Origin of the sequence: Thermocrinis ruber, from assembly GCF_000512735.1 — a bacterium.
Classification (GTDB): domain Bacteria; phylum Aquificota; class Aquificia; order Aquificales; family Aquificaceae; genus Thermocrinis; species Thermocrinis ruber.
In genome coordinates this window covers 150,649-168,743 of record NZ_CP007028.1, presented here as the reverse complement: position 1 = coordinate 168,743, position 18,095 = coordinate 150,649, and the positions used below count along the sequence as shown (strand labels likewise).

Below are 18,095 nucleotides of genomic sequence, written 5' to 3'. Positions count from 1 at the left end.
AGCTTTTTATTTTACAATACCTTAAGCTTTCCCAAGGTTATGGTTTTTATTTCCTCAAAAACCTCCTCCTCTGACCTGCTGGCATCTATCAACCTTATGTCCCTCTCCTTTTCAGAATAGAAAATCTGAAGGTATCCGTCCCTGACCCTCTTTAGGTAGTTCGGCTCTTCAAACTTGGTCTTTTGTTCTTTCAACCTATGCAGGGCCAACTCCAAGGGTAGGTTAAGTATAAAGGTAAGGTCTGGTTTTCTTCCCCTTGTGGCTATGTGATTTAAAATGCTAACAGTTCCTAAGTTTATCTCCCTTCCGTAGCCCTGGTAAGCGGTCGTAGAGTCTATAAACCGATCTACTATTACAATCTTTCCACTGGTCAGGTCTGGGAATATTTTCTCCCACACTAAGCTAGACCTTGCACTCTCAAAGAGCAAAAGCTCTGTGATTGGGTCCATAGCGTAGTTTATTATCAGCTCCCTTATCTGTTCTGCCAGGGGAGTAGAACCTGGGTCTCTATAGAGGGAGACCTCGTAGCCTTCTTCCTTTAAAAACTCATACAGCTTACGGGCTTGCGTGCTTTTGCCAGAACCGTCTATTCCCTCAAAGCTTATAAGAAAGCCTTTCACTCAGCCTTTTCCTCTTTTGCCTTCCTCTCCACTATATGCTGATGCTTTATTAGCTCTCCCTCAGACCAATAAATGGCCATTTCTGCAATGTTTTCTGCGTGGTCTGCCATTCTCTCAAAGTGTCTTGCCACAAAGGAAAGGCTTATAACCCTTTTTATATTTCTTGGGTCCTCCATGACGTAGGTTATCAGCTCCCTTTCCAACTGATGGTATAGCTCATCCACCATATCGTCCCTTTCTATAACCTTCTTTGCAAGCTCCACATCCCTGTGGAAAAAGCTAATTACCGCATCCTCAATCATGGTTTTCACGGTGTTTGCCATCAAGGTTAGATTTACGTAAGGCTTCAGTGGAGGCTCCTGCGCCAATAAAATTGACCTTTGTGCTATATTTTCCGCTTCATCCCCTATCCTTTCCAAATCGGAAACCACCTTGTACATACCCATTATTAGCCTGAGGTCCACCGCCTCCGGCTGATAGAGGGCAATCATCCTTATACAACGCCTTTCTATCTCCACTTCCAACTGGTCTATGGCATCATCCCCCTTTATGATCTCCTCCGCCAAGTTGACATCCTGCTTATTCAAAGAGTCTATAGCCTTATCAACCGCAGTCCGTACAAGCTCTGCCATTTTTAGAACGAGCTGTTTTGTCTCTTCTATCTCCGCATGTAGCTTCATGCCAAACCTCCAAGGTAGAATTATAACGTCAGCATTGTTAAAAATCTGTTAAGAAATTACTTTAGCAGGTCCATAACCTTCTTTATGCTTACACGCATCCTTTCAAAGGCTTGTGCCAGCCTGCCAATCTCGTCTTCTCCTTTTATTTCAATTGGTTCATCCACATTACCCTTAGCTATTTCCTCTGCCTTCCTTTCAAGAAGTTCCAAAGGTCTAAACACCAATCTATCAAGGACTATCAACAGCAAGAGGGTTATACCAAAGAACACTCCAAACACTAGAAGTCCATTTTTTAAACCTTCCAACTGAGCTCTCAGAATAACCTTCTCAAAGGGCATAGAAACAACCACCGCACCTTGCACTTTTCCCACCTCCCACTTTGGATCTTGAGTTGGTTTGTAAATAGCCTGTAAAGCTTTTGGCATTGCTTCTATGGAATAGTGGCATTTGAGACATCCGCTCTCTACCACTACTGCGGAAGCGTAAAAAAAGTATCTATCTCCTCCCTTCTCAATCACACCAGAGTATTCCTTAGCTAAATTTTGTCTTAAAAAGGCTATTATTTTGGCTTCGGTTTCGTCCGGGTTGTTTTTGGGGTTTATTGGATTGAACGCCACCTGCCTTAGCTTAAAGTCTGGCAATTCCTCACTTACCGCCCTGAATATGGATGCAGTAAAAAAGCTGGAGGATTGAGCTTCTAAAATAAAGTCCTCCTTTATACATCCAGAGGCAGAAGCTAAAAGCTGGTCTATTTTTGGTCTTAGAACTTCCCTTACATAAGCCCTTGAGGCCTTTGAAAAAGTCAAGGCTATCTTTATTTTCTCTTGGGCTAAGAGCTTGGCGTTATCCACCTCCTGTTTATAGGTGTAATAACCAACTCCCAAGCCAGATACCAAGCCTACAAAAAGCATTGGCAGACCTACCTTCCATCTTATACTTTTTGGCGGTATAAACTTCATGTTTCTAACCTCCTTACTTTTTCAATGAATTTATCTCTATGCCTCTCATCAGGTATTTCATCCCTGAGTATATTTACCAACTTTTCAAAATCGTCCTTGCTAAGCTTTGCTTCGTCTAAACCATTACTTTTAAGTATTCTGTTCCAAAGGAAACTACCTATCGGACCAATCTCCTCTATAAAAAATTTCTTGAGCTTTGTGACCTTATCCTCTGGTACATAGGAAGTATATACCTTTCTATCTGCATCCTCATATACAAACTCAACATTAACACTTCCAATCTCCAAGGGAACATCTATAGAAAAAACCTTGAGCCTATTTTCCGTGCCAGGTTTTATATCAATTCTGCTTGCTGAAGCCAGTTCTTCCCTGCTGTGAAGTATTCTTACAATGAAAGCTCCGCTGTAAAAGAACTGGTAAAGCCTGTCTCCGTTGCTCAAAGTGGCATCCAATAGACAAGTAGATTTTCTTGAAGTTATACTTTTTTCAATAGCTTCCAGCTCTTCCTTGCTTTTAAAATCATACTCCTCATCAAGTTTTAAGGTGTCCATACAGGAAAGCAACAAAGAGAACTCAGGTTCTGTAGAATAAACACCAACATAATCTGTCTCCCGTTTTACAGAAAATCTTACATTGCCTTTCCTTATAAACTGCTTACCATTATAAAAGGCAATGGAGTTTCCTCCTTGCAAGAATAGCATACACTTATAATTTTCATCGTCGCCAATTACAATATAACCATTCAGATGGGACCTCTTTACCTGCTGTAGAACCCTGTTTGGATCTACCATGGTAGTTTTTACTGGTGCCAAAAATTCGTCACCGTAAGAAACAAAATTGTAAGGTGTTGGAAATTTTAACTCTTTATACTTAAAAACAAGAACTTCCAGTGTAGGAAGTTTATAAAATGAAAGAGTACCGTTATAGTTTCTTATCCTATAATTCAGATAATCAAGTGTCATTTTCCTACCCTGTCTGTCGTAGGTAGCTCCGCCTATTGGCTTACCGCCTGCGTAGAATATATAATCCTCCTGATCCCAGTATGTTATCTTTAAATAACCAGATTCCGATTTATCCTGAATTTCCCTGAATATTTCTTTCAAATTTACGCTTTCTAAGTTTAAATCTTTATACAACTCTATCCTTTGCATTTTTACTTATAAGCACGTTTCTTACAATTTTTATAAAGGTTTCCAGCACTCCCTTTCCTTCTATGGCAACTGCTTCAACATAATCAGTGCCCCACGGATTATACATCATCTCCATAGTATCTATATCCATAGCGTCCGGTAGGTCCCTCTTGTTATACTGAACAACCACAGGAAAATTTAAAAGGTCCTCTCCCATCTCCTTCAAAACTGCAGCTGTTTCCCTCATAACTAAGAAGTTTATACGCTCCCTTTCTGCACTGCTATCTACCACGAACACCAACCCATCTACACCCTTCATTATGGCTTTTCTTAAAGGATGTAGTCTAAATTGACCTGGTGTGGTTAAAAGCTTTATTTCAAGATCTATACCAAACAGGTTTATACTGCTTATGAACATTTCTACAAAAAGTGTCCTGTTTTCTTCAGTTTCCACAGTAATTAGGTCACCCTTTACCATATTCTTTTCTTTCAAAATAGAATAAAGATGTTTTATATTAGTGCTTTTACCAGCCAAACTGGACCCAAAATAAACTATTTTTAACTTCATTCAATGCCTCCTATTATCTCACGCAACTTCTCTTCCAAGGTTTCTACATCTATCTTTATTGTCTTTTGGGGTATACTCTTCATTTCCTTTAGGATTTCTTCCAATTCAACGCTCGCCTCCTTCAGAAACAAACGGACAGTTCCTATAGAGGTTGTTTTCTTAACCAAAACGCCAAGCAAGAACCTTGGTTTTATATGCTTTATGATCACATTAAGGGTCTTACCTTCAAACTGAATAAGGTCCAGTTCTTCCAGTTCTAACAGCTTGGACATTTCCAAAGAAGCACCAAATATACCGCTGACTATACTGGTAATGAACTCCGATTTATACTCTTCCAAAGGCACCCTTGAATCGTAGGATAGTACCCGTCCTGCATCGTCGCAGAGAACTGCCAGCATAGAACCGCTTTTAGACACAAAATTCTTAATGACATTTTCAAGCCTATTTTTTGTAGCCTCATCCAAATCATACTGAACTATGTCTAATTCCAAGTTAAATCCTCCTTCTTAATTTTATATTTAATTGTACATTGGTATCACGATAGAAAACCTACTTCCCTCTCCGGGTTCAGAATGAACCATTATCTCCCCTCCGTGCAAAAAAACAATGTGCTTTACTATGGAAAGTCCCAAGCCTGTGCCACCCATTTCTCTAGACCTTCCTTTATCTACCCTGTAAAACCTCTCAAATATGAAGGGAACATGCTCCGGTGGAATGCCTATGCCCGTGTCTTCAACCTCTAGGATCTGTTTATTTCCCTCCTTTTTTGCCCGCACCCACACTTTCCCTCCTCTTTTGTTATACTTTACCGCGTTGTCCATAAGATTTCTCAAAAGTAAAAAGAGCTTCTGCCTGTCTGCAAACATTTTAAAGTCTTCACTTACCAAGTTTTCAAAGCTAACCTCCTTTTTTACAAACTCCTGCTCAAGGCTGTCGTAGACCTCTTCCACTAATTCTCTCAGCTTGAACTCCGAAAGGTTTAACCTCTCCCTGCCCGATTCAAGCTTGGTTAATGTTAGCAGGTCCTCCACCAAGTTTTGCATCTGTTCTACTCTTCTTAAAGCTTTCTCTAAAAAATGCCTTTTTCTTTGGTCTTCTTCCTCCTCCAAAAGGGTTTCCACTATGCCCCTTAAAACCGATATGGGTGTTTTCAGCTCGTGGGAGGCGTTATCCACAAACTCCCTCTTTGATTGCTCGTATTTCCTCACAGAGCTAACATCGGAAACCTCGCAGACAAGCATCTCGCCTATCCTCTTTGAAACTACTCTGTAGAACCTTTCTAGATATTGAAATTCCTCAGAAAGAGAGTCTTTACCAAGAGCTCTTCCTACGATGGATATAAAGGGTAGGCTTTTTATTGCCTCGTAGTAGTGTTTTCCTTTCCAGTCTTCTCTAACAAGCTGGTTTTCTACCAAAAAACGGTTGACAAAGGTTACCTCTGAACCTTTTAAAACCAAAACCCCCTCTCCAAGGGCGTTGAGGACCTCTTCCCAGTTCACAGATGTTTAAGATAATCCTTTATGCCTTCTTCTAAGCTATATTGAGGTTCGTAGCCCAAAAGCTCCCTTGCCTTGGTTATGTCCGCCTGGGTGTAGTTCTGATAAAAGTCGTAGGGGCAATCAAAGTAATCGGGTTCTAAGTTGGTGCCCAAAAGCTGGTTTAGAATGGAAACTATCTCATTAAAGCTTCTTGCAACGCCAGTAGCTATGTTGAAAATACCAGAAACATCCCTCTCCATTGCCAGCAGGTTTGCCCTTATCACATCCTTTACATAAACAAAATCTCTCCTCTGCTCTCCCCACTTGAAAAGCCTCGGTCTTTTCCCTTCCTTCATCTGTCTGTATAGCTGATAGACCATGCTGGCAGTCTTTCCCTTATAGCTTTCCCCTGGTCCATACACGTTGAAGTATCTCAGACCCACAACTTTTATATGTGGGTTCTCCTCTATGAAGTTCAGGGCTATTCGGTCCATCATCAACTTAGAAAAGCCGTAAGGGTTTTCTGGAAATTCTCCTTCTCCTTCTTTCATGGGTGATGGGCTGTTTCCATAGACGCCGGCGGAGGAGGCATATATGAGCTTTGCATTCCATGCAAGGACCGCATCCAGTATAAACCTCATGCTGTCTGCATTAACCCTTAGCATCTTAAACTGGTCCATTACAGTGGTGTCTGTTATTGCACCCTGATGGAAAACCACATCAAAGTGGAAGTTTCTTTTTAGCCACTCCCAGAGGGATGGCTCCGATAGGTCTGCGGTGATCACCTCCCCTTTAAAGCCCAGCAGGTTTTTAAAGTGCCCAGAGGAAAAATTGTCCAAAACCCAAATCTTTGCCTTGGGATAGGTGTTTTGCAGTTCCTTTGCCAGGTTGGAGCCAATAAAACCCGCACCACCGGTGATAAGAACCCTCATTTTTTCTTGCCCTTTTTCCCTTCCTTTACCTTTGGCTTTGTGGTTAGCTTCTTTATAATGTAGCTCTGAGCCAAGCTTATGATGTTGTTAAAGGTCCAATAGAGTACCAAACCGGAAGGAAAGTTGGCAAAGAGGAAGGTGAACACAACCGACGATATATACATCATAAAGTTTTGAGATTTTTCAGGGGATGGGCTTATGAACTGTTGGGCGATCATGGTTATTCCCATGAGCACGGGTAAGATATAAAAGGGATCCTTTTCTGCCAAGCTACCTATCCATAAAAACTTAGCAAGCTGTAGGTCTGCGGTTATGGTTAGAACCTTATAGAGGGCAAAGAAAACGGGTATTTGTAAGAGTATAGGCAGACAACCCGAAGCAGGGTTGAAGCCCACCTCCGAGTAGAGCTTGATCATTTCCTCCTGAAACTTTACAGGGTCGTCTTTGTATTTTTCTTTAAGCTGTTGCATCTTTGGTGCAAGCTCCGAAAGCTTCATCATAGAAATGGTGCTCTTGTAGGTAAGGGGAAACATCAAAAGTCTGACAATAAGGGTAAGGGCAAGGATGGAAAAGACCCAAGAGTTAAGATGTTCATAGATCCAATACATAAACAGGAAGAGGGGTTTTACCAAAAGCTTGAGGCTACCATAGTCTATAACATCCGAAAGACCCAAGGGCTTTAGACGGCTGTATTCCTTGGCACCCATGTAGAGGTTTAGAGGTTTTTCTGCCCTAACAAGAACTAGGCTATCCTTTTCGCCCACTCTGTACACTGCAGAGGCGGATATATCACCCTGAAAACCCTTAAAGTAGTATCTACTTTCCACACCCGCAAACTTTATATCTCCAACTATAAGCTCTTTAGATTGGATGTCCTTTATCTCCAACCTTAAAACCCTCTCTCCCACCTTTAGTACAGGACCCGAGTGGGTGTAGAAGTCCTCTTCCCTTACCTGAAGACCGGAGGATACAAACAGAGGTGGGAGGTTTTTGCCAACCACAGAGAGCACAAAGTAATTTCCCTTGTCCTCCAAAATCTTTTCTATGCTCCAGTTTTCTTTTTTGAGGCTTAGCCTTATTCTGTTGCCCTCTACCTTTACCTCATAGCCCTCTGAGTTCAGCGCAAGGTCAATGTTTGGATCCCCAGTGAATACCTCAAGGGGAAACAGGTTTAGCCTTTTTTCTTCCTCTGTAATAAGCTCTCTGTTGTATTTTAGGTCCCTGAATCCAACCAGTCTTCCACCTTCTTGGGCAAAGACAAGCTCAAAGTTCTCAGATTTGTAGCTCACAAGGTTTGTGGGCTTTAACTTTTCCCTTGTAGTTCCCAGCAAGAGCTGAGGTACCTCTTGGGGCGCCTTCTCTTCTTTTATGGTCTGGTTTCCTTGACTTTTGGTACTCTGCGGAGGGAAAAGGATAAGGTAAGCCTGGTAAGCAAATATGAAAAGAGTTGCCAAAACAACGATCGCAAACAGCTTTTTAGGGTCAATATCCTGCCTTTGCATCAGGGATAATCAACGCCTCCTTTGGAAAAGGGATTGCACCTCACTATGCGCCATAGGGCTTTAGCGATCCCTTTTATCACACCGTATTTCTCTACCGCCATTATAGCATATTCAGAGCACGTGGGGTAATACCGGCAAGAGGGCGGATACAGAGGAGAGATAAACCTCTGCCAAAGCCTTATAAGAAGGATGGCAAGCCTCTTCACCTAGGTGCAAGCACCTTTCTGCCTTTCTTGCGCCTTCTTGCTATTATCTTTCTCCCGCTTTTGGAGGACATCCGTGCCAAAAATCCGCTTTTACGCCTCCTCTTCCTGTTTGAAAGGTGTGTAATATTCCTTTTAGTCGCCATGTTCTTTTACCTCCAAAAGGGGGGAGCAAGCCCCCACCTCTTATTTCACAAACAGGAGTATTATAGCTACCAGCAGACCATAAAGGGCGAGAGTTTCTATGAAAGCCAATCCTATGAACATTGTAGTTTGAAGCCTACCACCTATGGTGGGGTTCCTTGCCAACCCTTCTTGAGTCCCCCTAAGCAAGTGACCCATACCTATCCCAGCCCCAAAAGCTGCCAAGCCTATTGCAAGGCCTGCTCCCAAATACATGAGTCCTTGCTTTAGGGGTTCTCCCTCAGCTGCCAATGCCAGCGCAGGGATTAGCATGCTCATAAGAAGCGCCTTTCTCATTGCATTACCTCCTTATTATGAAATTTTCAATGTTCTTCATGGGCTACCGCACCAGCCAAATAAACGGTGGAAAGGATCATAAATATGTATGCCTGTATGAAAACCGCCAAAAACTTTATAGCGATTATAAACAGCAGGGCTATAGGAGAGAGGGCCATTATAAGGTAGTTTTGCACCACAAGGCCCACCAAAACTGCCAGAATCATAGCTCCTCCCTTCATGTTGGCAAAAAGCCTGAGTGTTAGGGTTATGGGTCTTGCCAAATGGGAAATGACCTCTATGGGAAAGAAAACGGGAGCCAAGTAAGGACTGGGTCCCATAAAGTGCTTTAGATATCCCACACCGTGTAGTCTAAAGCCTTCTATGTTGTAGAAGAGAAACACAATTAGGGCAAGGGCTAAGTTGGTGTTTACGTTAGCGGTGGGTGCCTCCAGCCCAGGCACCATTCCCAAAAGGTTGGAAAAAAACACAAAAAGACCAATAGCGGATATTAGAGGCACATACCTTAAACCCTCATGTCCCATGTTTTCTATAACCATACCCCTAACAAACCTTATGTATCCCTCCCAAAGGGCTTGGAATTTGGTAGGTCTTATGGAGGGTTTGCCTGCAAGTAAAACTAAAACCACAGAAATCGCCATCGCCAAAAGTCCCGTATATACATGACTTACGCTCAAACCTTCCATGTTGATAATCATTATAACACAAACTTAGGTTTGGTATATACTTAATTCCCAGATGAAAGAGACTCGTATAGTTAAATACATAAAGGGGCTAATAAGGAACCATAAATACTTGACCACCGAAGACATTATGCTACTTCTGGAAAAGTATTACAAGCTACCCATCAAAGAGCCATCTGTGTATTACAAATACAGAACCATAATAAGGCAGTGTAGGCAGGCGGTCTATAAGGAAAGAAGGAGGAACAAAAAGAATGGAGTTTGACTTGGTTATAGTGGGTGCAGGCAGTGGTGGTTATGAGGCGGGACTTTACGCCTACCGCCGGGGTATGAAGGTTGCCTTTGTGGAACTTTCTCCAGAGACGGTGGGAGGTTCTTGTCTGAACAGGGGCTGTATTCCATCCAAGTATATGAGACACGGCGCTTACTTGTTGGAAAAGTTATCAAAGGCACAGAACTATGGCATAAAGGTAGAAAAGCTAAGCCTTGACCTTCGAACGTTGGCAGAGGGTAGAGACCAAGTGGTGCTTACCATAAGAGAGAACTTCAAAAAGTTTGCCCAAAAGCTGGGTATTCCCATATTCTACGGAAGGGGTATTCTCAAGGACAAAAACACTGTCTACGTGGAAGGTTCGGACATTACCTTAAAGACCCGCTACATTCTTTTGGCTACCGGTTCATCCTGTGCAGACTTGAAGGATTTACCCGCAGACGGCAAAAGGATTTTCAACACAGACCAAATTTGGAGTTTGAGAGAATTTCCAAGGCGTATGCTGATAGTGGGTGGTGGTGCGGTGGGTGTGGAGTTTGCCTACATATTCAGAATGTACGGTGTGGATGTGGTTTTAGTGGAGCTTTTAGACAGGCTCTTGCCCTCTCCAGACATACCCGAGGAATCCTCCAGATATCTTGCAAGGAAGCTAAAAAGGCTTGGAGTAGATGTTAGGTTGAAAGCTAAGGTAACTGGGTACTCTGAAGAAGACGGTAGATTAAAGGTCAGCATCTCGGATGGTTCCGTTGTAGAGGTAGATTGTATCTTGTTGGGCGTTGGTAGAAAGCCAAACACGGAGGGCATAGGTTTGGAGGAAGTTGGTGTGGAAAAGGATAGCAGGGGCTTTGTAAAAGTTAATGAATACTGCCAAACTTCCGTAGAGAACATATACGCCTGTGGGGATATTACATCACCCTTGATGCTTGCCCACAAGTCTATGTATGAGGGCAAGGTAGCTGTTAGCCACATGCTCGAAGATAGGGATAACGTCAGAAACGACAAACTCATGCCCAAGATCATATACAGCGCCTACGAGGTTGCCTCTGTAGGGCTAACGGAGGATCAGGCAGAAGACGAAGGTTATGACTGTGCGGTGGGTGTGGTTTCCTTTATGTCTAACCCAAAGGCTATGGATGACGGAGAGGATGAGGGCTTTGTTAGGCTCGTGGTGGATAAACAGACAGGAAATATACTCGGGTGCCACATAGTTGGTCCCCATGCAGGAGAGTTGATCCACCAAGTGGTGCATCTTATGAAGGCAAATATTAGGGTAGACTTCCTTGCCAGCTCAATATTTTCCCATCCTTCCCTTTCTGAGTCTATAGTTCAATGTGCTATGGAAGTCCATTACGGACCAATAAGCTGGGTAAAAAGGGGTTGAACGATTTATATTTAAATAACTTGGAGGTGCATTATGAAGGTGGAGACGATACCACTGATTGAACTTCTAAAAGAAGAAAAAGGTTCTATACTCATAGCAAGCCACGAAAGCCCCGATGCGGACACCCTTGGCTCAGCCCTTGCCTTATATCTATTTTTGAAAAAGAAGGGCAAAAGGGTCAGTGTGGGTTGTAGAGACAAGGTGCCCCACTTTCTTGACTTCCTTCCCCATGTGGAAGAGGTGATAAAGCTTCCCACCCAAGAGGTTTATGACCTTGCCATCGTGGTGGACGCTTCCGGTTTTTACCGAATAGGTGCGGAAGTAAAGGCTATTAAAAGGGCACGCATAGACCACCACATAGGTGGTGAATTTTACGGGGAGTGGGATTACATAGACTACTCTGAACCGGCAACCGCAAGCATAGTATACAAGCTCTTAAAGAGCTGGGACAAAGATTGCATAGACCAAGATATAGCCCAATGCTTGTATTCCGGTTTGGCAACGGATACGGGCTTTTTCAGATACTCCAACACCACCGCGGAAGTCTTTGAGATGGCAAAGGAATTGGTCCAGCTTGGAGCTGACCCTTACAAGACTTATGTGATGTTTAGCGAAAGGGAATCTTTGAATAAAATGAAGCTCATTTCCAAGGTTCTTGAAACTCTAGCTTGCTATGAAGATGGTCTTATTGCTGGTGTAGTCATCCTTGATAGGTTCTTTAAGGAAACAGGTACAGAATACTCAGACAGCGAGGGTTTGGTAAATTATCCGAGGTCCATAGAGGGCGTGGAGGTTGCCTTTGCTCTAATAGAAAAACCCGATGAGGGAGTTTTTAAAGTTTCCCTTAGATCTAAAGGAAAGGTGGACGTAGCAAAAATTGCGGAAAGGCTCGGTGGAGGCGGGCACAAGTATGCAAGCGGTTGCAAAATAAAAGCCCAAGATTATCAATCTGCCCTTGAAATGCTCTTATCCGCCATAAAGGAGGAGCTGTATTCCACACCTGGATTGGAAAGAACTGCTAAAGTATGATCTTTGTTATTGAAGATAAGCCTTTGGTTGATTATATTCTTTTCTAAAGGAGGTTAAACATGGCTATGCCAACAAGGGAAGAGATAGAGGCAGTTTTGGATGAGATCAGGCCAGCCCTCAGGTTTGACGGTGGAGATGTAGAGCTTGTGGATGTGCAGGAAGATGGCGTAGTCTTGGTTAGAATGTTGGGAGCCTGTTCAGGCTGTGGAATGTCTGTGCTTACCCTAAAGGCAGGCATTGAAAGGGCTCTAAAGAGTAGATTCCCCGAGATAAAAGAAGTAAGAGACGTCAACTTGGATATACCAACCACCTTTGGCTTTTAAAGGCTTGAATGCTTGAATTTTTCGTGGGGGATGGTCTGGGTGCCCTCTATGTGGAGGTACTTTATAGACTTTTTAAAAAAGGTACGTCTTTAGCACTTTTTACTTATCCGCTAAGGATTTTCATTTTTGCTATAATAATAGCAGTGTTCCTTATGGAAGGAAGTTTGATCAAAACTATCCCTTTAATGGGCGGTTTTCTTATTGGTTTTTTACTGAATACCTTCCTGAGGGGGTTTGGAAAGCTTGGAGCTTCTAAACTTTCTTGAACCTCTTTTCCGCAATCCACTTTTTCAGTTTTTTGTTTACATGGCACTAATTCAAATCCTCGTTCAGGTATTTTTAGATAGAAAGCCCGCCTTTTGGATAGCGTCTATAGCCACCACATACTTTTGGGTCAAAAGCTTTGAACCGATTACTCCCTTAAAAGGTTGGACTATAATCTTTGGCTTTTTAATAGTTTACTTCCTGATAAAGCAAATCTTTCATATAAATCTGTTTTTGCTTTTGAAAGGCAAAAAGAGATGTTCAGTGTGCTATTCAGAAGTGCATAGAAAGGCTCTGGTATGTCCATTTTGCCATCATAGATTTACAAAAGAAGAGCTGGAAGAGACTACTTAGCCTTTTTAACATACAGAGTAAGCCCCTTCACTTGTTCCACTATCACAATATCATCCTTCTTAATATCATCCTCACTTACTGCGTTCCATATTTCACCTTTAATAAAAACTTTGCCTTTACCTTTCTCAAAATCTACCATGGCTACCCCCTCTTCTCCTATCAGTTCCTCATAACCGGTCATTTTCTTTCTCTTTTGGGCTTTTAGGCCCAGCCTACCTACCACTAAAAAGAAGAAAACAGTGGTAAGCACCATAGTGGCTATTATGGATATGGGTATATCTCCGTAAGGAGAGTCTGGGCTTATGAGCACCAAGGAACCTATGGCCAACGCTATAGCACCGGCTATCGCTAATCCACCAAAGGTTGGCGTAACAAGCTCCAAAGCCAAAAGTAGTATGCCCGCCAATATCAGCAAAAGTCCCAACCAATTTATACCTATGATCCCAAGACCATAAAGACCCAGCAATAAGCTAACAACACCCACCGCTCCGGGCACCACCGCACCCGGATTGTAAAGCTCAAAGAATATGCCATAAAAACCTATAAGCAGTAGCATATAGGCTATGGTGGGATTAGTTATAACCTTCAGAAAGGATTCCCTCAAGCTCTCCTCTACCTCGACCACAGGCACACCCAGAGTTTTTATGGTTATTTCTTTTCCGTGTTTCTTTACCTTTCTACCGTTTAGCTTTTCTAAAAGTTCTTGTCTATTACTTGCGATAAAGTCTATTACACCCTCTTTTAGGGCTTCGTCAGGTGTTAAGGATATGCTTTCCTTTACCATCTTTTCAAGAATGCTTGGATTTCTACCCTTCTCCTTTGCTATAGACCTAACAAAGGCAAGCATATCTTGTACAACCTTTTCTTTCATTGTTTCCTCCATCCTCTCCCCAGTAGCCTGTACCGGATGCGCCGCACCTATGTTGGTACCCGGAGCCATCACTGCAATGTCTGCGGAGGCAGTAATTATAGCACCCGCAGAAGCTGCCCTTCCTCCCGGTGGATACACATAAACCACAACGGGAATAGGAGTTCTTTGAAACTCCTGAACCACCTGCCTCATGGAGGTTTCCAAACCGCCAGGTGTGTTCAGTTCAAGGATAAAAACACCAGCCCCTTCTTTTTCTGCCTTTGCTAAGCTCCTTTTTATGTATTCCACCATTATAGGGCTTACCGCATCCTCCCACTTGGCATAATAGACCTTGGCAAAGGAGAGGGTGAGAAAGGTAAGCAAAATAAGCAGGACGACCATAACAATGAAATTTTAACCCCTAACGGAGTCCTTTAGGTAGAAGGGCATTACCACACATAAACTCAAAGCAAAGAGCCCTAAGATTTTTATAAAGGTTTGATTAAACTGAAGAAGGTAAAAGGCAATCAATGGTAAGCTGAAGAGAACTACTGCGTAAACATGGTCCCTTTCTATCTTCAAACCAAAGAACTTACCTACTGGTGTGGTCCCTCTGGCAAAAATAAATCCCAAATAATAAACTAAGATAGCCAAAAGGCTAACCAAACCCTTCACAAAAGCCACCAGTTTGTTTGAGCCAAAGATTTGGCTTAAAAAGTAGTTGAAATCTTCAGAGAGAAAAGATAGCTTTAAGAGAACATAAAGAAGGGCACTGTCTAGCCAAAGAGTTCCAAGCAAAAGAAAGGGAATCCATTTGTTCTCTTGCACTTCATAAACAACTTCAAATTGGCAAAACTCCTTTATAGCAGAGCTTACCGCTTGAACCTTGTCCTTTTCTACGTAGAATTCTATATTCTTTTCTTTCTCCTCCGCAAGCTGGCGGTATATATCGGCCACGCTCACACCGACCTCGGAAAGCTTGTAGATTAACCCCTCTAAATCCTTTACATCTGAAAGCCTGAACTTAGCCCTCATTGTCTCACAAGCAATGGAGTTATGAATATGAGTAGTTCGCTATTCCGGGTATTTACCCTCTCTTGCCCGAAAAGATATTTAAGAAGGGGCACTCTAACCAACCTGGGAATTCCCTCATTGGTTGTGTTGTTCTGTTCATCTATAACTCCGCCTATAACGATAGTTTGTCCGTCTTCCACGATAACTTTAGTCTTAACCTCCTTTGTGTTTATGGCAGGTCCAACAGGAGTTTGTATGCCAAGCGTATCTCTCTTTAGCTCAATTTCCATCATTATCCTTCCATCTGGAGAGACTATAGGAGTTACATCAAGCTGTAATACTACGTCTTTAAATTGAATGTTTGGAACAGCAGTTCCACCCGCACCCACCGCTGCAGTTTGATAAGGCACCTGGATGCCTTGCTTTATAGTAGCCTTCTGTCCGTTGATGGTTAAAACTGAGGGCTTTGCAATGTTTTTTATGGCTGCTATTCTCTCTAGGGCGGATATCCTTAAATTGAGGGCGTTTAGCATACCTTTATGATAAGTAAATATGGCTATTCCGCCCGGCTCAGGAGAAAGACCAGGGATCGGCCACCATGGTGGTGGAGGAGATTCCGCTCTTACGTTTGAACCTACCCCACCAAACCAAGCCTGTGGAACTGGTGCATTAGAAAACAAAGCGTTCCAATTTATTCCCAACTCCCTAAGGGCTTCCTCGCTTACTTCTGTTATCCTCGCCTCAATTCTAATTCTTACAGGCTCCTCGCTTATGTATTCTTTGAACCTATCCATTATGTTTTCTATTACCTCTGGGTAGTCTGTGATCATTACTGCGTTGAACTCTTTTAGGATAGGGGTAGGTGCTGTTTGCACTTGGGCTTGTGCCTGTTGTCCTGCAACTGCTTGGGGTTGTTGGGGTGCAGTTTCCACTTTAAATCCTCCCCCACTCAATATTACACCCGCCTCAGACCTGAGAGGTTCTATCATCCTTATAAACTCTTCGGGGGATATGTATTTAAGGTAGAAGATTTTAGTTATTGGTCTTCTTTCCCTTGGAGTTTCAGTTAGAAAACTTTTAAGTGTTTTGGTGTATTCTTCAATTTGAGAGGGTGTGTCGGTTATTACCAAGGCGTTAAAGGTTGGTACCTTGGTTATAACTGTGTCCTTTTTAATTTTCGGTAAAATCAACCTGTACGCCTCTTCCACGTCTATATTTTTCAGATAAAAGACCCTTGTTATTCTCTCTTCTACGGGGGCTATCCTTTCAGCTACTCTTTGAAAATCCCTTAGGGCTGGCTCCAACCTTTTAATCCTTGCCTCCTCGTCCCTTATGTAAATAGTCCCAAGGGTTCTATCTATTACGATCTCCGCAGAAGGACTTACCCTCTCCTTTAGAAAACTCACTATTTTTCTAACCTGGTCTTCTCCAAGGGCTCCCACACTTAGCGTCAGTTCTCCAGCCTTTGTGATCCTATAAACCTTAGTATCCACAGGAACTGCTATAAGGCCGTACTCTTTGAGAATAAGGTTAATAGCCTCCCCAATGGGCATAGGCTTAAAAACAGATACGCTAACAGGCTTTTGCAGGTCTGCGCTTATGTTTGGGTCAAAGATCACATTTAACTCTGCCACCTGAAACAGGGCTTTGAGAACAGTCTCAAGCTTAGTGTTTTCGAACCTCATCTCCCGGAGTGTAGTGGCATAGGCAAGATTTACAAGCGCACATAAAATAATTAACAACAATTTTTTCATCTCAACCCCTCCTATTCAATATTATAGGAATTTCCAAAAAATCGCAACAAAGAGCACCGAATCAAATCTATCCACTAAACCACCATGTTCTCCAAGCAGGTTAGAAAAGTCTTTAATTCCCACCTGTCTTTTAATAAAGCTTTTGAAGAGGTCTCCCGCTAAGGCGATAAGAACAAAAGGCACTGCAAGGAGTACGGGCTTATTAATAAAGTAAAAAAAGAGCATACCACCAAGCATACCGCCCGCCAAACCTTCCCAGGTCTTTTTAGGGGATAACCTAACCGCCAAAGGTCTTTTACCAAAAAGCTTACCCGCATAATAAGAGGCAGTATCCACCGTGTATGCAAAAAAGACTAACTTAATAAGTTCCCACGAACTTTGGCTCTTGACCATATACAAATATATCGGTAAAAAACCAGCGTAAATAAGTACAAAAACCGCCTTCAAAAGACAGTCCAAGGACCACCTAAGGTATGCAAACAAGAAAGCAAGCAGTAGAACTCCAGCGATTCCAAGCTCAAAACTAAAAACAGATAAAACAAGTACTAAAGGGGCAAGATAAGAAACCTCTGAAGCTCCCAAAGCCTTTCCCAATTCCCTTGCCATACCAAAGGCTAAGAGACACAGAAAGAGTAAAAACATAGAATTCGGAAGAAAGGCAGATAGAAAAGTTGCTACGCCTATGAGAAGACCTACACCTTCCCTCCCTTTAGAGAACCGCACCGAATTTTCTCTCCCTGCAGGAAAAGTCTTCCAAGGCCTTTATGAGCTCTTCCTTTGTAAAATCGGGCCAATAAACCGGTGAAAAGTAAAATTCAGTATAGGCAATATGCCAAAGTAGAAAGTTGGATACTCTCTCTTCTCCGGCGGTTCTAATAAGCAAATCAGGTTCTGGAATACCCACAAGGTCTAGAAATTGGGCAAATTGTTCTTCAGTTATACTCTTTATGCCAGAGTTTAACAGTTTGTTTACTGCCCTAATTATCTCATCCCTACCTCCGTAATCCACTGCCAAAATAACCGTAAGGGATGTACAGTTCTTTGTTTCTTTTTCCGCGTAATCCATAACCTTCAGAGTGCTTTTAGGAAGTCTGTCTCTCCTTCCTATAAACTTCAGCTTTATGTCTCTCTTTTTTAACTCTGGAACTTTTTTGGTTAAATAGTTCTCAAAAAGCTCAAAGAGGGCTTTTATTTCTTCCTTGGGTCTTTTCCAGTTTTCTGTGGAAAAGGTGTACAGTGTCAAAAACTCCACGCCTAGCTCCTGACATGCATAGACTACTTCTTCTGCCCTTTTTACGCCTTCATAATGTCCTGCTATCCTTGGCAGACCTCTTTCCTTTGCCCACCTCCCATTACCGTCCATTATGACCGCTATGTGCCTAGGTATTTTCAGCATTGTTGTTAATTATAACCAAACTGATCCTTTTCAGACAGCTTTGCGAGAGGGACCGTAGCATGTGAGTTGGGAAGAGGAATGTGGTAGGAAGGTTCTACAGGAGGTTTCTTTGGAATGCTAAGTATGAAATCGTCTATAGATAATTTGTCTCCTTTATTGTCATTTATACCATCGTGGAGCTAAAAAAATTAACATTTTCTCGTTTTGTCCATCTTAGAGAGTTT

General features: G+C 42.5%; 24 protein-coding genes. 6 read left to right on the top strand and 18 right to left on the bottom strand.

The window, feature by feature from the left end; translation table 11 throughout:
• Positions 1–11: 11 nt before the first annotated feature.
• From tmk to atpB, 13 genes are read right to left on the bottom strand one after another with little or no spacing between them, the layout of a single operon-like run.
• Positions 12–620, bottom strand: a complete 609-nt coding sequence (tmk, locus tag THERU_RS00945; RefSeq protein WP_025305410.1) for a dTMP kinase — start codon at positions 618–620, stop codon at positions 12–14.
• A complete protein-coding gene (phoU, locus tag THERU_RS00940) occupies positions 617–1,300 on the bottom strand; it encodes a phosphate signaling complex protein PhoU (RefSeq protein WP_025305409.1) in 684 nt (227 codons plus the stop codon). Before phoU ends, tmk begins: the two co-directional genes overlap by 4 nt.
• Before the next feature lie 56 nt (positions 1,301–1,356).
• Entirely contained in the window at positions 1,357–2,259 is a 903-nt protein-coding gene (locus THERU_RS00935) for a c-type heme family protein (RefSeq protein ID WP_025305408.1), read from the bottom strand.
• On the bottom strand, positions 2,256–3,410 hold the full coding sequence (locus tag THERU_RS00930; RefSeq protein WP_025305407.1) for a DUF8082 domain-containing protein: 1,155 nt from the start codon (positions 3,408–3,410) through the stop codon (positions 2,256–2,258). The genes THERU_RS00935 and THERU_RS00930 overlap by 4 nt, the downstream gene beginning before the upstream one ends.
• Positions 3,388–3,957: a GTP-binding protein gene (locus tag THERU_RS00925; protein ID WP_025305406.1), complete on the bottom strand. Its 570-nt coding sequence runs from the start codon at positions 3,955–3,957 to the stop codon at positions 3,388–3,390. Before THERU_RS00925 ends, THERU_RS00930 begins: the two co-directional genes overlap by 23 nt.
• Positions 3,954–4,448: a roadblock/LC7 domain-containing protein gene (locus THERU_RS00920; protein ID WP_025305405.1), complete on the bottom strand. Its 495-nt coding sequence runs from the start codon at positions 4,446–4,448 to the stop codon at positions 3,954–3,956. Before THERU_RS00920 ends, THERU_RS00925 begins: the two co-directional genes overlap by 4 nt.
• Positions 4,449–4,475: 27 nt before the next feature.
• Complete coding sequence (locus tag THERU_RS00915; protein WP_038531958.1) at positions 4,476–5,456, bottom strand: sensor histidine kinase; 981 nt, start codon at positions 5,454–5,456, stop codon at positions 4,476–4,478.
• Complete coding sequence (rfaD, locus tag THERU_RS00910) at positions 5,453–6,367, bottom strand: ADP-glyceromanno-heptose 6-epimerase (protein WP_038531955.1); 915 nt, start codon at positions 6,365–6,367, stop codon at positions 5,453–5,455. Before rfaD ends, THERU_RS00915 begins: the two co-directional genes overlap by 4 nt.
• Entirely contained in the window at positions 6,364–7,869 is a 1,506-nt protein-coding gene (gene yidC, locus THERU_RS00905) for a membrane protein insertase YidC (protein WP_025305403.1), read from the bottom strand. Before yidC ends, rfaD begins: the two co-directional genes overlap by 4 nt.
• On the bottom strand, positions 7,869–8,075 hold the full coding sequence (yidD, locus tag THERU_RS00900; protein WP_025305402.1) for a membrane protein insertion efficiency factor YidD: 207 nt from the start codon (positions 8,073–8,075) through the stop codon (positions 7,869–7,871). The genes yidC and yidD overlap by 1 nt, the downstream gene beginning before the upstream one ends.
• Positions 8,072–8,218, bottom strand: coding sequence for a 50S ribosomal protein L34 (rpmH, locus tag THERU_RS00895; protein ID WP_025305401.1), 147 nt, complete (start codon positions 8,216–8,218; stop codon positions 8,072–8,074). The genes yidD and rpmH overlap by 4 nt, the downstream gene beginning before the upstream one ends.
• A gap of 40 nt (positions 8,219–8,258) precedes the next feature.
• Positions 8,259–8,552: an ATP synthase F0 subunit C gene (gene atpE / locus THERU_RS00890; protein ID WP_025305400.1), complete on the bottom strand. Its 294-nt coding sequence runs from the start codon at positions 8,550–8,552 to the stop codon at positions 8,259–8,261.
• Between the two features lie 26 nt (positions 8,553–8,578).
• A complete protein-coding gene (atpB, locus tag THERU_RS00885; RefSeq protein ID WP_025305399.1) occupies positions 8,579–9,238 on the bottom strand; it encodes a F0F1 ATP synthase subunit A in 660 nt (219 codons plus the stop codon).
• Between the two features lie 52 nt (positions 9,239–9,290).
• Between atpB and THERU_RS00880 the strand changes: the two genes are divergently transcribed.
• From THERU_RS00880 to THERU_RS00855, 6 genes are read left to right on the top strand one after another with little or no spacing between them, the layout of a single operon-like run.
• Complete coding sequence (locus tag THERU_RS00880) at positions 9,291–9,500, top strand: hypothetical protein (RefSeq protein ID WP_025305398.1); 210 nt, start codon at positions 9,291–9,293, stop codon at positions 9,498–9,500.
• Positions 9,490–10,887, top strand: coding sequence for a dihydrolipoyl dehydrogenase (lpdA, locus tag THERU_RS00875; RefSeq protein WP_025305397.1), 1,398 nt, complete (start codon positions 9,490–9,492; stop codon positions 10,885–10,887). The genes THERU_RS00880 and lpdA overlap by 11 nt, the downstream gene beginning before the upstream one ends.
• 33 nt (positions 10,888–10,920) lie before the next feature.
• Positions 10,921–11,916: a DHH family phosphoesterase gene (locus THERU_RS00870; protein ID WP_025305396.1), complete on the top strand. Its 996-nt coding sequence runs from the start codon at positions 10,921–10,923 to the stop codon at positions 11,914–11,916.
• A gap of 59 nt (positions 11,917–11,975) precedes the next feature.
• Positions 11,976–12,239: a NifU family protein gene (locus tag THERU_RS00865; RefSeq protein WP_025305395.1), complete on the top strand. Its 264-nt coding sequence runs from the start codon at positions 11,976–11,978 to the stop codon at positions 12,237–12,239.
• Positions 12,240–12,247: 8 nt separating this feature from the next.
• Positions 12,248–12,505, top strand: coding sequence for a hypothetical protein (locus THERU_RS00860; RefSeq protein ID WP_025305394.1), 258 nt, complete (start codon positions 12,248–12,250; stop codon positions 12,503–12,505).
• A 40-nt stretch (positions 12,506–12,545) separates the two neighbouring features.
• Complete coding sequence (locus THERU_RS00855; protein WP_245565828.1) at positions 12,546–12,857, top strand: hypothetical protein; 312 nt, start codon at positions 12,546–12,548, stop codon at positions 12,855–12,857.
• On the opposite strand, the gene THERU_RS00850 is transcribed toward THERU_RS00855, so the two are convergent.
• Genes THERU_RS00850 through THERU_RS00830 form a run of 5 tightly spaced genes read right to left on the bottom strand, consistent with a single transcriptional unit; the run spans position 12,850 to position 17,871 of the window.
• Positions 12,850–14,109 carry an NfeD family protein gene (locus tag THERU_RS00850; RefSeq protein WP_025305392.1) on the bottom strand — a complete coding sequence of 420 codons (1,260 nt, stop codon included), beginning with the start codon at positions 14,107–14,109 and terminating at the stop codon, positions 12,850–12,852. The genes THERU_RS00855 and THERU_RS00850 overlap by 8 nt on opposite strands.
• A gap of 12 nt (positions 14,110–14,121) precedes the next feature.
• The gene (locus THERU_RS00845) at positions 14,122–14,742 is read right to left on the bottom strand and encodes a hypothetical protein (protein WP_025305391.1); all 621 of its coding nucleotides are present in this window, start codon (positions 14,740–14,742) and stop codon (positions 14,122–14,124) included.
• Positions 14,739–16,475 (bottom strand): pilus assembly protein, encoded by a 1,737-nt coding sequence (locus THERU_RS00840; RefSeq protein WP_025305390.1) that lies wholly within the window; start codon positions 16,473–16,475, stop codon positions 14,739–14,741. The genes THERU_RS00845 and THERU_RS00840 overlap by 4 nt, the downstream gene beginning before the upstream one ends.
• 21 nt (positions 16,476–16,496) lie before the next feature.
• Positions 16,497–17,198: a phosphatidate cytidylyltransferase gene (locus THERU_RS00835; RefSeq protein ID WP_038531952.1), complete on the bottom strand. Its 702-nt coding sequence runs from the start codon at positions 17,196–17,198 to the stop codon at positions 16,497–16,499.
• On the bottom strand, positions 17,185–17,871 hold the full coding sequence (locus THERU_RS00830) for an undecaprenyl pyrophosphate synthase (RefSeq protein WP_025305388.1): 687 nt from the start codon (positions 17,869–17,871) through the stop codon (positions 17,185–17,187). The genes THERU_RS00835 and THERU_RS00830 overlap by 14 nt, the downstream gene beginning before the upstream one ends.
• Positions 17,872–18,095: the final 224 nt, after the last annotated feature.

Coding starts and splice junctions, on each gene's coding strand:
- lpdA (WP_025305397.1), top strand. CDS start 9,490: ATGGAGTTTGACTTGGTTATAGTGGGTGCAGGCAGTGGTGGTTATGAG.
- phoU (WP_025305409.1), bottom strand. CDS start 1,300: ATGAAGCTACATGCGGAGATAGAAGAGACAAAACAGCTCGTTCTAAAA.
- THERU_RS00930 (WP_025305407.1), bottom strand. CDS start 3,410: ATGCAAAGGATAGAGTTGTATAAAGATTTAAACTTAGAAAGCGTAAAT.
- THERU_RS00860 (WP_025305394.1), top strand. CDS start 12,248: ATGCTTGAATTTTTCGTGGGGGATGGTCTGGGTGCCCTCTATGTGGAG.
- THERU_RS00850 (WP_025305392.1), bottom strand. CDS start 14,109: ATGGTCGTCCTGCTTATTTTGCTTACCTTTCTCACCCTCTCCTTTGCC.
- atpB (WP_025305399.1), bottom strand. CDS start 9,238: ATGGAAGGTTTGAGCGTAAGTCATGTATATACGGGACTTTTGGCGATG.
- atpE (WP_025305400.1), bottom strand. CDS start 8,552: ATGAGAAAGGCGCTTCTTATGAGCATGCTAATCCCTGCGCTGGCATTG.
- THERU_RS00855 (WP_245565828.1), top strand. CDS start 12,546: ATGGCACTAATTCAAATCCTCGTTCAGGTATTTTTAGATAGAAAGCCC.
- THERU_RS00840 (WP_025305390.1), bottom strand. CDS start 16,475: ATGAAAAAATTGTTGTTAATTATTTTATGTGCGCTTGTAAATCTTGCC.
- THERU_RS00925 (WP_025305406.1), bottom strand. CDS start 3,957: ATGAAGTTAAAAATAGTTTATTTTGGGTCCAGTTTGGCTGGTAAAAGC.
- rfaD (WP_038531955.1), bottom strand. CDS start 6,367: ATGAGGGTTCTTATCACCGGTGGTGCGGGTTTTATTGGCTCCAACCTG.
- THERU_RS00845 (WP_025305391.1), bottom strand. CDS start 14,742: ATGAGGGCTAAGTTCAGGCTTTCAGATGTAAAGGATTTAGAGGGGTTA.
- THERU_RS00830 (WP_025305388.1), bottom strand. CDS start 17,871: ATGCTGAAAATACCTAGGCACATAGCGGTCATAATGGACGGTAATGGG.
- rpmH (WP_025305401.1), bottom strand. CDS start 8,218: ATGGCGACTAAAAGGAATATTACACACCTTTCAAACAGGAAGAGGAGG.
- THERU_RS00935 (WP_025305408.1), bottom strand. CDS start 2,259: ATGAAGTTTATACCGCCAAAAAGTATAAGATGGAAGGTAGGTCTGCCA.
- THERU_RS00880 (WP_025305398.1), top strand. CDS start 9,291: ATGAAAGAGACTCGTATAGTTAAATACATAAAGGGGCTAATAAGGAAC.
- THERU_RS00865 (WP_025305395.1), top strand. CDS start 11,976: ATGGCTATGCCAACAAGGGAAGAGATAGAGGCAGTTTTGGATGAGATC.
- THERU_RS00870 (WP_025305396.1), top strand. CDS start 10,921: ATGAAGGTGGAGACGATACCACTGATTGAACTTCTAAAAGAAGAAAAA.
- yidC (WP_025305403.1), bottom strand. CDS start 7,869: ATGCAAAGGCAGGATATTGACCCTAAAAAGCTGTTTGCGATCGTTGTT.